The organism is Pseudomonas sp. 910_21 (genome assembly GCF_052850735.1).
On the sequence record NZ_VXCY01000004.1, the window covers coordinates 328,059 to 340,824 of the forward strand.

Consider the following 12,766-nt stretch of genomic DNA (forward strand, 5'->3'; position numbering starts at 1 on the left):
GGCGCGACGCCGAGAATAGCGCATTTCGCTCGACGCATTAACGGGGTGGCAACTGCTGAAGGCGCTCGAGTATGTCCAGCACCACCATTCGTGGCGGCCGCTCATCGGTTTCCACCACCAGATCGGCGATTTCCCGATAAAGCGGGTCACGGATTTCCAACAGGTCGCGCAGGGTCTTGGCCGGATCGGCGGTGCGCAGCAAGGGACGATTGCGGTCCCGGGCAGTGCGCCCTACCTGTTGTTCAACCGAAGCGTGCAGATAGACCACTCGTCCACCGGCATGCAGCGCCCGCCGATTGGCTTCGCGCATCACCGCGCCACCGCCGGTGGCCAGGACCACACCGTCGGTGCCACAGAGCTCGGCGATCATCGCCTGCTCGCGGTCGCGAAAGCCCGGCTCGCCTTCTTTATCGAAGATCCACGGAATATTCGCGCCTGTACGCAGTTCAATTTCCTTATCGGAATCTTTGAATGGCAGGCGCAGCTCTTTGGCCAGTAAGCGGCCTATGGTGCTTTTTCCAGCCCCCATCGGCCCAACAAGAATCAAATTTCGCACAGAATCAACGACTCACAGCAATCGCCTGGTTGTTCATGATACGCGGAGTGAGAAATACCAGCAGCTCGGATTTTTTCTCCGACACCACGTCACGCCGGAAAAGGCGGCCAAGATACGGCACATCGCCAAGAAATGGCACTTTATCTACAACCTTGCTTTGGGTATTGGAGAAAACCCCACCGATGACGATGGTCTCGCCATCAATGACCAGGACCTTGGCATTGACCTCGTTCTTCTTGATCGGCGGCACATCCTGAACCTTGTTCAAGTAGTCCGGCTCATCCTTGGTGACCTTGACGTCCATGATGATGCGATTGTCCGGGGTGATCTGCGGCGTTACCTCCAGAGACAGCGAGGCCTCCTTGAACGACACCGAAGTGGCGCCACTGGAACTGGCTTCCTGATAAGGAATCTCGGTGCCCTTGAGAATCCTCGCGGTTTCCTTGTCCGAGGTGACCACCTTGGGCTGGGACACGATTTCACCGTTGCCGGTCTTCTCCATGGCGGTCAGCTCCAGGTCCAGCAGCACGCTGTCAGTGATGTAGGCAATGCCGATGCCCGAGGTGTTGCCCGTGGTGCCCAGATCGACGAAGGGCGAGTGGCTGCCACTGCTGCCGGGGGTGCCTATGGTCGAGGAGCCCTTGGCGCTGCTCTGCACCCCGGAGGCATTCCAGTTGCCCCTGTTTTGCAGCGAGCCGCCCCAGCGCACCCCCAGACTCTTGTCGTAGTCGACGTTGGCCTCGACGATCCGCGCCTCGATCATCACCTGACGCACCGGGACGTCCAGCTGCATGACCATGCGCCGCAACTCATCGAGGCGCTCCTGGGTCTGGTAGGCAATGATGTTGTTGGTGCGTTCATCCACGGTGATGGAACCCCGCTCGCTAGCCTTCTCCTCGCTACCGGTCACTGACTGGAACAGCCTGGCGATGTCCGCGGCCCTGGCGTAATTGACCTGCAGCAGGTCCCGTCGCAGGGGCGCCAGGTTTTCCAACTGCTTCTGCAACTCCAGCCCCTGGCGCTCCCGGGCCGCGATCTCATCCGCCGGAGCCACCAACAAGACGTTGCCGACCTTGCGTTTATCCAGCCCCTTGGTCTTGAGCACCAGATCCAGAGCCTGATCCCAGGGCACGTTCTGCAAGCGCAAAGTGATGCTGCCTTGCACGGAGTCACTGGCCACCAGGTTGAGTCCGGTGAAATCGGCGATCAGTTGCAATACTGCGCGCACCTCGATGTCCTGGAAATTCAGCGACAGCTTTTCACCGGGCGGACGAGTTGCGCCCTCGCCTGAAACGCCAGTGATTGCCGGCGTGGCCGTGGGGCTGTTTGGAAAGCGATTGCGCTCCTCAGAAGCGAAGGCCCTGAGCTCGGTGGTGCCAACCAGCGATGCCAGCAGCACTATCCATAGCGCCACACCGAAGGCTGAAACAGTCCTGTTCATTTTGCAGATTCCACTTAAGAGTGTTTTTTCAGAGACAATGTCCGCGGTCGCTCCTGCCAGGCTCCCGCTCCATCGGCGACAATTTCCACCACGTCCACCCGGGACTCGCTGATGGCCACTATCCGACCCTCGTTTCTCCCCAGGTAATCACCGACCCGCAAGGGAAAGACACCGCCGGCACTGCGCAACAGGGCAAAACGGCCGGAGGCATGGAACAGGCTCCCGACCATTTGCAACTGCTCGATATCGAAGCTCTCCAGATGTTGCCGGACCCGCTGCGGATTGGGCCGGACAGCACTCGTACCCCGTCGACCAATGATCAGGTCGATTCTTTGTGGCGGGCGAAACGGGCTGCGCAGCGCACTGGCGCTGTAGGTGACCGAGGGGTAGGACCGCATGACCGGAGCCGGATCAATCGCCCCTGGCGATTGCAGGCGCACCTCACTCATATAGGCATCCAGGTCGGCAAAATCGGCACCACCTTCGCAACCCAGCAGCGCCACACAGAAACAACCGGACACCCAGCAACGCCAACCGCTCATGAGTGCGGCTCCCGACTGTCGTACCTATAGGTCCGCGCCTCGATGCTCATGCGCAGTTGTGTGGGGTTGCCCCGGTCCACGGGACTGATCTGAAAATCATGCAAGGTGACGATTCTCGACAGACCGGCGACGCCACTGACGAAAGTCGCCAGGTCGTGATAGGCACCGGTGACCGCGATCTGAATCGGTAGCTCGACATAGAAATCCCGGACCACCTCCGGTTGCAGCTTGATCTCCTCGAACGCCAGGCCGCTGCCCTGCCCCACTCGGCTGATGTCTTCCAGCAGTCCCGGGACCTCGGTATCGCTGGGCAACTGACGCAACAACAGAGAGAAGCTGTCCTGCATGCCCCCTATTTGCTCACGATAGCGCTGAAGATTGGCGACCTTTCCGGCTTTGTCGGCGAACTGCAATTTGAATCGATGCTCCTCTCGGCGCTGCTGCCCCAGCGCCTCCAGATGCGGGCTCAGGTAAAAGCCGTAGCCTGCCAGCAAGGTCAGCAGCAGGAGCAAGACCGCCAGCAGCGCCTTGATCGGACTCGGCCAGGAACCGAGGTTGCTCAGTTCCAGCTCCCGCAGATCGGTACCACGCAGCTGCGCCAACCAATGCCCCCGGCTCATCGCTGCGCCTCCTCCGGCAGCAGGGGCAGCAGCCCGATGCTGAGTCGAAACAGATTGCCCACCCCCTGATCCGCCGCCACAACATTTTTCACCTCGGTCAGACTGGGAGCGGCAAATCCCTCGGCAGACTGCAAATTGCGCATCAGCTCAGAGACCCGGTTATTGGACTCCGCGCCCCCACTAATGCTCAGGTTCTGCCCCAGCAGATCCACCGCGGTGAAGTACACGCCATCGGGCAGGCTGCGGGCCAACTGCTGAAAAATCCGCACACTGGCCGAGCGATTGCCTTGCAACTCCTCAATGATCCCCATGCGCGCCACCAGTTGCTGACGCTGGGCCTTGAGCTGGCGAATGCTGGCGATTTGGCTATCCAGATCAGCTGTCGCCTGCCTCAGATACTGGTTGCGGGCCTGTTGCCGACCGATCATCCGATCGATGCAGGCATCAGCCAGGAGCACACACCCCAGGCCCAGGACCAGCATTGCCGCCAGTGCCTGGAGGAAACGTCGACGGCGCATTGCTCGCGCGGTCTCCCGCCAAGGAAGAAGGTTGATACCAGTCATCAGTCGAGCCCTCGCAGGGCCAGACCGCAGGCACGCAACAGGTTCGGCGCCTGGTCGGCAAGCGCCCGGGCATCCACTTGGGGAGCAATGGACATGCTGGCGAAGGGATCGGCGATGACCGTGGCGACTCCCACTTGCTCCGCCACCCGACCATCAAGGCCAGTCAAGCGGCTGCCGTCACCGGCCAGCAGCAACCGCTCAACAGGCTGTTGTTGCGGCGACTCGGCAAACAGCTGCAAGGAACGATGCGCCTGCTGCAGCAACTCTTGCTCGAACGGTCGCAGCACGTCCTCGGCGCAACCTTGGGGCAATCGGCCCTGGCGCTCGGCCTGCACGGCCTGATCCAGGGTCAGCGCATAGCGGCGCTCCAGCGCCTGGTTCAGCTGTCGACTGCCAAACAACTGCTCCCGGCTATAGATGATTCGCTGGCCATGCATCACGCAGAACGTGGTCATATCCACACCTATGTCCAGCAGCGCCACAGCCAAGGGCGATGCAGACGGCATCGACCCAGTCAGCATCGACAAGCAACGCTGCAGGGCCAGGGGCGCGGTATCCACCACCCTTGGCGTCAGGCCAGCCAGGGTCATTGGCACTTCCAGGGATTCGACATCCTCGTAGCGGCAGGCTACCAGCAGCACCTGAACCCGCTGAGGATCGCCGGGCACGGCGCCCTGGACCTCAAAATCGGTGGCTACGTCTTCCAGGGGATAAGGAATGTACTGGGCCGCCTCCAGCTTGAGCTGATGTTCCAGCTCATCGTCGCCGAGCCCGGCCGGCATCTCGATCAGTTTGCTGATCACTGCCTCACCAGCCACCGCTACAGCCACACCCTTGCGACGGCTGCCGCTCTTGAGCCAGGCCCGGGACAACACCCTGGCCAGCGCCTCGGGATCGGCGCCGAACGGGTCCGGGGCCAGGTCTTCCCTGGCATAAGCCTCGACCCGATAACTACGCCCCTGGCGACTCAGAGCCAGAAGCGTGACCGATGTCGCACTGATATCGATCCCCAGCAGGGAACCCGACTTTTTGCTGAAAAGTCCAAGCACGATCATTTCCCTATGACTATCCGTAACTTACGGACTTCCCAAACTCAGTTGCGCTCAATCGCCACGTCTTGACAGACGGGCAAATGACGCTCTCGGCGGAAAATGCTTATAATGCCCAGCGTTTTTTTTTCCGCTTTTCCTGCTGCGTGGGTCGGTCCCTGATTACCTTGAATGCCCTGACGCCTAATTCATTCCTTTCTCTGGAAATCCAAAAGCCTTGATTCGTCTGCTGAAGTTTTTCGGGTGGTCCATCGTCGCTGTGTTCTGCGGGCTGCTTCTCGCCCTCTCCGGTGCGTTTCTCTATCTTAGTCCCGGCCTTCCTTCGGTTGAGGCCCTGAGAAGTATCCAGTTGCAGATTCCTCTGCGGGTGTACAGCAGCGACGGCAAGTTGATCGCAGAATTTGGCGAAATGCGCCGCACCCCTATACGTTTCGCCGAAATTCCCCCCAACTTCATCAATGCGTTACTAAGTGCTGAAGACGACAACTTCGCTAACCATTACGGAGTTGACCCCAGCAGCCTGATGCGTGCTGCGACCCAATTGGTCAAAAGCGGACACATTCAGTCCGGCGGCAGCACCATCACCATGCAAGTGGCGAAGAACTTCTTCCTCAGCAGCGAGCGCAGCTTTTCACGCAAGACCACGGAAATTCTCCTGGCCCTGCAGATCGAACGGCAGTTGACCAAGGACGAGATCCTCGAGCTGTACGTCAACAAGATCTACCTGGGTAACCGCGCCTACGGTATCGAGGCTGCGGCCCAGGTGTATTACGGCAAGTCCATTCGCGACGTGAGCCTGGCGCAGATGGCGATGATCGCCGGCCTGCCCAAGGCCCCTTCACGCTTCAACCCCCTGGCCAACCCGGCGCGCAGCAAGGAACGCCGCGACTGGATCCTGGGGCGCATGTACAAGCTCGGCAAGATCACCGAGGCGGCCTACACCGAAGCCATCAACGAGCCGTTGAACGCCAGCTATCACGTACCGACACCGGAAGTGAACGCGCCGTACATCGCCGAGATGGCCCGCGCCGAAATGGTCGGCCGCTATGGCAGCGACGCTTATACCGAAGGTTTCCGGGTCACCACCACAGTGCCTAGCGACCTGCAGGAAATGGCCAATACCGCGGTCCACGAAGGTTTGATGACCTACGACCAGCGCCACGGCTATCGTGGGCCGGAGTCCCGCCTGCCAGGCAAGACTCAGGCGGCCTGGGCCACCGAGCTGACCAAGCAGCGGACCATCAGCGGCCTGGAGCCGGCGATCGTCACCCAGGTCGAGAAGAACGGCGTGCAAGTGCTGACTCGCAACGGCGAGGAGCACGTGGCCTGGGACACCATGAAATGGGCCCGGCCGTTCCTCAACACCAACAGCATGGGCGCCGTCCCTCGCCAGCCAGCGGACGTGGCCCAGGTCGGCGATCTGATTCGCGTACAGCGCCAGGCGGACAATTCGCTGAAGTTCAGCCAGATCCCGGTCGCCCAGGGTGCCCTGGTGACCCTGGACCCGCAAAACGGCGCGATCCGTGCGCTGGTCGGGGGCTTTGCCTTCGAGCAGAGCAACTACAACCGTGCGATGCAGGCCAAGCGCCAGCCCGGTTCGAGCTTCAAGCCGTTCGTCTATAGCGCAGCCCTGGACAATGGCTACACCGCGGCCAGCCTGGTCAATGACGCGCCGATCGTGTTCGTCGACGAGTACCTGGACAAGGTCTGGCGTCCGAAGAACGACACCAATACCTTCCTCGGCCCGATCCGCATGCGCGAAGCGTTGTACAAGTCGCGCAACCTGGTATCGATCCGCCTGCTGCAGAGCATGGGCGTGGACCACACCATCGACTACATCAGCAAGTTCGGCTTCAACAAGCAGGACCTGCCGCGCAACCTGTCCCTGGCACTGGGCACCGCGACCCTGACGCCCATGGAGATCGCCACCGGCTGGAGCACCTTTGCCAACGGCGGCTACAAGATCACCCCGTACATCATCGACAAGATTGAAAGCCGCAACGGCGAGATGCTGTTCAGCGCCAACCCGCCCAGCGTCCCCACCGGAGATACAACCAGCAGCGGCATTGCGGCGCCGGAACACAACTTCACGGTCAATACCGCGGCGGGCGAAAGTCCGATCCAGGCCCCGGTGCAGACTCCGGCAGTTGCCGAGCGGATCATTGACGGGCGCACCACCTACATCCTCAACAGCATGCTCCAGGACGTGATCAAGCTGGGCACCGGACGCCGGGCCCTGGCACTGGGCCGCACGGACCTGGCCGGCAAGACCGGTACCACCAACGAATCCAAGGATGCCTGGTTCTCCGGCTACAACGCCGACTACGTGACCACCGTGTGGACCGGCTTCGACCAGCCGGAAAGCCTGGGACGCCGCGAATACGGCGGTACTGTGGCCTTGCCGATCTGGATGAACTTCATGGGGGCCGCCCTCAAGGGCAAGCCCGCGCACACCCAAGCGGAGCCGGAAGGCATCCTCAGCCTGCGGGTCGACCCGGTCAGCGGCCGCGCGGCCACCCCGGGCACGCCGAATGCGTACTTCGAACTGTTCAAGAGCGAAGACACTCCGCCCTCGGTCAACGAACTGGGCAATGGCGTCGCTCCGGGCAGCCCGTTGCCGGCAGACGAGGCGGCACCGATCGATCTGTTCTAAGCCAGCAGGAGCCGGCCTGCCGCCGAAAAGGTCGATGAGTGTTGTACTTGGCTCACCAACCTCTTCGCGGGCGGGCCCGCTCCTACGGCAACTCTGTGACAGGGTGCAAGGCGCCCACAAAAAAGCCCCGGCTCTCGCGAGCCGGGGCTTTTTGCATGACGCTACAACAGCTTAGCCGTTGAACACATCATTCACGCTTTTGAGCGGGTAGTTCTTCGGATACGGCAGGGTCGCCACGCCGGTCTCAATGGCAGCCTTGGCCACGGCATCGGAGATCACGGTGATCAGGCGGGCATCCATTGGCTTCGGAATGATGTACTCACGACCGAACTCCAGCTTGATGCCGCCGTAGGCGTCGCACACTTCCTGAGGCACCGGCAGCTTGGCCAGTTCACGCAGGGCGTTGGCCGCAGCGATCTTCATTTCTTCGTTGATGCGCTTGGCGCGAACGTCCAGGGCACCACGGAAGATGAACGGGAAGCCCAGAACGTTGTTCACCTGGTTCGGGTAGTCCGAACGGCCAGTGGCCATGATCACGTCGTCACGGGTGGCGTGAGCCAGCTCTGGAGCGATTTCCGGATCAGGGTTCGAGCAGGCGAACACGATCGGGTTCGGCGCCATGGACTTCAGGCCCTCAGCGCTCAGCAGGTTCGGACCGGACAGACCGACGAACACGTCGGCGCCTTGCAGGGCGTCGGCCAGGGTGCGCTTGTCGGTGGTGTGGGCGAACACCGCCTTGTACTGGTTCAGGTCGTCACGGCCGGAGTGGATCACACCGGTACGGTCAACCATGAAGATGTTCTCGATCTGCGCGCCCATGCTCACCAGCAGTTTCATGCAGGAGATAGCGGCAGCACCGGCACCCAGGCAGACGATCTTGGCGTCGGACAGGGTTTTGCCAGCAATTTCCAGGGCGTTGATCATGCCGGCTGCGGTAACGATCGCGGTGCCGTGCTGGTCATCGTGGAAGACCGGAATGTCGCACTGCTCGATCAGAGCACGTTCGATCTCAAAGCACTCAGGGGCCTTGATGTCTTCCAGGTTGATGCCACCGAAGGTGATGGAGATGCGCTTGACGGTGTCGATGAAGGCTTGCGGGCTTTCGGAGTCGACTTCGATGTCGAATACATCGATGCCAGCGAAACGCTTGAACAGTACGCCCTTGCCTTCCATCACCGGCTTGGACGCCAGTGGGCCGAGGTTACCCAGGCCGAGAATCGCGGTGCCATCGGAAATGACGGCAACCAGGTTGCCTTTGCCGGTGTACTTGTAGGCCAGTTCCGGATCGCGAGCGATTTCGCGTACCGGTTCGGCTACGCCGGGGCTGTAGGCCAGCGCCAGATCACGAGCGGTAGCAGTGGCCTTGGTGAGCTCGACACTCAGCTTTCCTGGACGAGGATTGGCATGATATTCGAGAGCGGCAGTTTTCAAATCAGACATGTGGGCATTCCGCTTTTTACTGTTGGACAGACGGACCGCCGAGGATACGCGTGTCGCATAGTCCCTACAAGACTGCCCAGTCACCCCTGTCAAGGCCTGTAGCGTACGACTTTGGGCCAAGAGCCACGGTGCACAAGGCTTTCAACTGTTCACAATTCAGTTAAAAAATGTCTACAATTTTTCTTTATCAGAGAAGTCTGACCATGGAAGCGTCGGTCACTGACAACATCCAGCGCGCCCCGCCCGATGTGGACTGGTCTCGACGCGAGCGATCCACCACCCAGCCGCGAGCCTCGATTCGCTGCCCCGAAAGCCCCTTGAGCCAGCGACGATCAAAGCGCTCCAGGACATTGGGTGCAATACGCAATACAACTGCGCCCCGCAATGTGATCCAAACGCCCCCGCGATTGCGCTGCACCTTGCTCACACGCCCCTTGAGCACGGCAAAACCCGAATGGCGGATCTGCTCCGCTTTCAGTACAGGTGAACGCCGCCAGAGCCCCAGCCCGGCTCGGCGCGCATGTTTTTCAGCGGCCTGCTGACAAGCCACCAGGGCGACGTTCGGCGCCAGTGCAATCTGGTAGGCCAGCCCTTCAGCGATCAAGCGCGCCTCAAAGTTGATGCCACTGGCGCCATAGACATGAGCCAGGGTCCGGCCATAACGATCACGCCGTTCACGCCCGAGCAACAAACCGACCCGGCCACCACTCTGCGCCACCAATTGCTGCAAGCGTTGCCGCGCCGCCACCGCGAAAGGCTCCGCGGACCGCCCCTTGCCAGCCAGCTCCGGCGCATTGAGGCCGATCATGCGCACGCTGCGGCCATCCTTGAGGCGCAGCGTGTCGCCATCCACCACCCGCTGCACTGCTGCAGGAATCAGCCCCTTCGGCGCCGGGCAAAACGCCTGGACGGCGGTCAGCCAAATCGCGGACACAAAAAAGGCGCCCACTAGGGACGCCTTTTTCATCAGCGAGGAAAGTCGATAACGGCTTTCCAGAACGATCAGCCTCAGGCCTTTTTCGTTGCGCCGAAAGCACCGAAGCGCGACTTGAACTTGTCGACACGACCGCCAACGTCCAGAGTCTTTTGCTTACCGGTGTAGAACGGGTGGCACTCGTTGCACACGTCCAGGCTCAGAGGCTTGGCCAGGGTGGAGCGAGTTTCGATGACGTTACCGCAGCTGCAAGTAGCGGTAATGGCTTCGTATACTGGATGGATATCGGCTTTCATGGTGTATTCCTCAGGCTAGCGTGCCGCCACCCAACACTATTGTTGAATACCGCACGAATTAGGGCGCGAATTCTACCAGACCCCGTCAATCGCGCAAGAGATCCTGACTGCACTCCATCAGAAAAAACCCATACAACCTTGACAGCCCCCGGATTGCCGTTCCGTGAACGACGACGGCCATTCCGACATGGCTCAAAGGTCGCAGCGACCGGAGCCGCACACGCTTGTGCAGGACACTCCGTAGCGCCTCTGTTAGGCTCCGGGGCTTATTTACTGTCCGCTCAACGAGATTTTCCCGCGTGCCCGACGCCATCCTGCGCCTCGCCCTGCCTTCGCCCCTGCGCCGCTTGTTCGACTACCGTGCACCAGCCGGTGTGCTGCGCGCCCAGTTGCATCCGGGCATGCGCCTGCGGGTGCCCTTCGGCCGCCGGGAGATGATCGGCATTCTGGTGGAAGTGGCGGATCACAGCGAAGTCCCGGCCGAGAAACTCAAACCGGCGCTGGCCTTGCTGGACCCCACCCCGCCTCTGCCACCCGCCCTGTTCAAGCTGTGCCTGTGGACCGCCCAGTATTATCAGCACAGCCTCGGCGACACCCTGAGCTGGGCGCTTCCGGTGCTGCTGCGCCAGGGAGAGCTGGCCGAGGCCCGCCAGGAGCGTTTCTGGTCGATTGCCCCTGGCGCCCGCCTTGATGACCCACGCATCGCCCGTGCCCCGCGCCAGCGTGAAGCCCTGGCAACCCTGGCCCAGCATCCCCATGGCGTGCCCCATGCATTGCTGAGCAAGCTGATGCTGAGCAAGGACAGCCTGGATCTGCTTCTGGCCAAGGATCTGGTGCAGGTGGAAGTACGCAAGCACGCAGCGGGCGTGCGCCATGAACACTGGCTGGCACAGCCGGAGCTGCCGCTCAACAGCGAACAGCGTGCCGCCTATGAAGCCATCCGCGCCGGGTTCGACAGCTACCACGCCTTTCTCCTGGCCGGCGTCACCGGCAGCGGCAAGACCGAGGTCTACCTGCAACTGATCCGCGAGACCCTGGAAGCCGGCAAGCAGGCGCTGGTGCTGATCCCGGAAATCAACCTGGGGCCGCAAACCCTGGCGCGCTTCGAGCAGCGCTTCAACGCACGCATCGCCCTGCTGCACTCGGCGGTCAATGATCGGGAACGCCTGGACGCCTGGCTCGCGGCCCGGGATGGCGAGGCCGACATCATCATCGGCACCCGCTCGGCCCTGTTCACCCCGATGAAGAACCCCGGGCTGATCATCATCGACGAGGAGCACGATGGCTCCTATAAACAGCAGGAAGGCCTGCGCTACCACGCCCGGGACCTGGCGCTGGTGCGGGCACGCCAGGAAAACATCCCGATTGTCCTGGGCTCGGCGACGCCATCGCTGGAAAGCCTGCACAACGCCTACACCGGCCGCTATGGACTGTTGCGCCTGAACGAGCGGGCCGGTGGCGCCAAACAACCACGCTTCCTGCGCCTGGATGTGAAGAGTCGCCCCCTGGACAGCGGTATTTCTGGCCCCATGCAACAAGCCATCGGCCAGACCCTGGCCGCCGGGCAGCAAGTGCTGGTGTTTCTCAACCGCCGGGGCTTCGCCCCGACCCTGCTCTGCCACGACTGCGGCTGGATGTCCGAATGTCAGCGCTGCGATGCCCGGATGACCGTGCACCAGCGCTCCGGCGAGTTGCGCTGCCATCATTGTGGCCACGTCGAGCGCGTACCGCGCCATTGCCCGCAATGCGGCAAGGTCGACCTGCGCCCCGTGGGCGCCGGCACCGAGCGCGCGGAGGAACGCCTGGGAATACTCTTCCCCGACTACCCGGTGTTACGGGTGGATCGCGACAGCACCTCACGCAAGGATGCGATGAACCAACTGTTCGCCACCATCCAGAAAGGTCATCCGTGCATCCTGGTGGGCACCCAGATGCTCGCCAAGGGCCACCACTTCCCCCGGGTCACCCTGGTATCGATCCTCGATGCCGACGGCGGCCTGTTTTCCGGCGACTTCCGCGCCAGCGAGCGCATGGCGCAACTGATCGTCCAGGTGGCCGGGCGCGCGGGACGAGCCGAAGAACCGGGCAAGGTGATCATTCAGACGCACCTGGCCGACCACCCACTGCTGGTGCAATTGACCGAGCAGGGCTACTTCGCCTTCGCCGAGCAAGCCCTGAGCGAGCGCCGCGCCGCCGGCCTGCCGCCCTTTGCCCACCTGGCGCTGCTGCGGGCCGAAGCCCATAAGCCGGGCCAGGCCGAAGGCTTTCTGGACGAAGCCTGCAGCGAGGCTGAGCGCTTGCTGGCGGAACAGCACCTGGGAGGCATCGAACTATTGGGCCCGGTGCCAGCTCCGATGGAACGGCGCGCCGGACGTTACCGTGCGCAATTGCTGCTGCAGGCCAACGCCCGGGCACCGCTGCACCGGCTGCTTAGCAGTTGGCTGCTGGTGCTGGAGCAAATGCCCAGCGGGCGCCAGGTGCGCTGGTCGCTGGATGTGGACCCGGTGGATCTGTATTGATCGATACAGTGTTTTCGCGGGCAAGCCCGCTCCGACAATGGGCAGCATCAAACCCGTAGGAACAGGCTTGCCCGCGAACAGCACCGAATAGCCACCACCGATCCCCCAGCAGCCCTCTATAGTTGGCAAGCCCGCTTCAGCAACGGATAATGC

Annotated in this window: 10 protein-coding genes and 1 pseudogene; 2 read left to right on the top strand and 9 right to left on the bottom strand. The window is 62.0% G+C overall.

The features are described 5' to 3' along the window. Positions 1–37: 37 nt before the first annotated feature. The 6 genes and pseudogenes from aroK to pilM all read right to left on the bottom strand — a co-directional run bounded on the left by aroK (position 38) and on the right by pilM (position 4,771). A complete protein-coding gene (gene aroK, locus FW796_RS15185) occupies positions 38–556 on the bottom strand; it encodes a shikimate kinase AroK (RefSeq protein WP_011058824.1) in 519 nt (172 codons plus the stop codon). A gap of 4 nt (positions 557–560) precedes the next feature. Next, a pseudogene (locus FW796_RS15190) lies at positions 561–1,820 on the bottom strand (type IV pilus secretin PilQ); the annotation flags it as partial. Between the two features lie 191 nt (positions 1,821–2,011). Further along, positions 2,012–2,539, bottom strand: a complete 528-nt coding sequence (locus tag FW796_RS15195; RefSeq protein ID WP_404938099.1) for a pilus assembly protein PilP — start codon at positions 2,537–2,539, stop codon at positions 2,012–2,014. After that, the gene (locus FW796_RS15200; protein ID WP_404938098.1) at positions 2,536–3,159 is read right to left on the bottom strand and encodes a type 4a pilus biogenesis protein PilO; all 624 of its coding nucleotides are present in this window, start codon (positions 3,157–3,159) and stop codon (positions 2,536–2,538) included. The genes FW796_RS15195 and FW796_RS15200 overlap by 4 nt, the downstream gene beginning before the upstream one ends. Then, a complete protein-coding gene (locus tag FW796_RS15205) occupies positions 3,156–3,722 on the bottom strand; it encodes a PilN domain-containing protein (RefSeq protein ID WP_446439523.1) in 567 nt (188 codons plus the stop codon). Before FW796_RS15205 ends, FW796_RS15200 begins: the two co-directional genes overlap by 4 nt. Next, positions 3,722–4,771, bottom strand: a complete 1,050-nt coding sequence (gene pilM / locus FW796_RS15210) for a type IV pilus assembly protein PilM (protein WP_446439524.1) — start codon at positions 4,769–4,771, stop codon at positions 3,722–3,724. The genes FW796_RS15205 and pilM overlap by 1 nt, the downstream gene beginning before the upstream one ends. Before the next feature lie 220 nt (positions 4,772–4,991). Between pilM and FW796_RS15215 the strand changes: the two genes are divergently transcribed. After that, complete coding sequence (locus tag FW796_RS15215) at positions 4,992–7,424, top strand: penicillin-binding protein 1A (RefSeq protein WP_346634622.1); 2,433 nt, start codon at positions 4,992–4,994, stop codon at positions 7,422–7,424. A gap of 171 nt (positions 7,425–7,595) precedes the next feature. On the opposite strand, the gene FW796_RS15220 is transcribed toward FW796_RS15215, so the two are convergent. From FW796_RS15220 to rpmE, 3 genes are all read right to left on the bottom strand, one after another. Then, positions 7,596–8,864, bottom strand: coding sequence for a malic enzyme-like NAD(P)-binding protein (locus FW796_RS15220; RefSeq protein WP_346634465.1), 1,269 nt, complete (start codon positions 8,862–8,864; stop codon positions 7,596–7,598). A gap of 187 nt (positions 8,865–9,051) precedes the next feature. After that, complete coding sequence (locus tag FW796_RS15225; protein ID WP_346634464.1) at positions 9,052–9,831, bottom strand: thermonuclease family protein; 780 nt, start codon at positions 9,829–9,831, stop codon at positions 9,052–9,054. Between the two features lie 41 nt (positions 9,832–9,872). Beyond that, positions 9,873–10,094, bottom strand: a complete 222-nt coding sequence (rpmE, locus tag FW796_RS15230) for a 50S ribosomal protein L31 (RefSeq protein ID WP_011058815.1) — start codon at positions 10,092–10,094, stop codon at positions 9,873–9,875. A 299-nt stretch (positions 10,095–10,393) separates the two neighbouring features. Between rpmE and FW796_RS15235 the strand changes: the two genes are divergently transcribed. After that, a complete protein-coding gene (locus tag FW796_RS15235) occupies positions 10,394–12,613 on the top strand; it encodes a primosomal protein N' (protein ID WP_346634463.1) in 2,220 nt (739 codons plus the stop codon). The last annotated feature ends 153 nt before the right edge of the window (positions 12,614–12,766 follow it).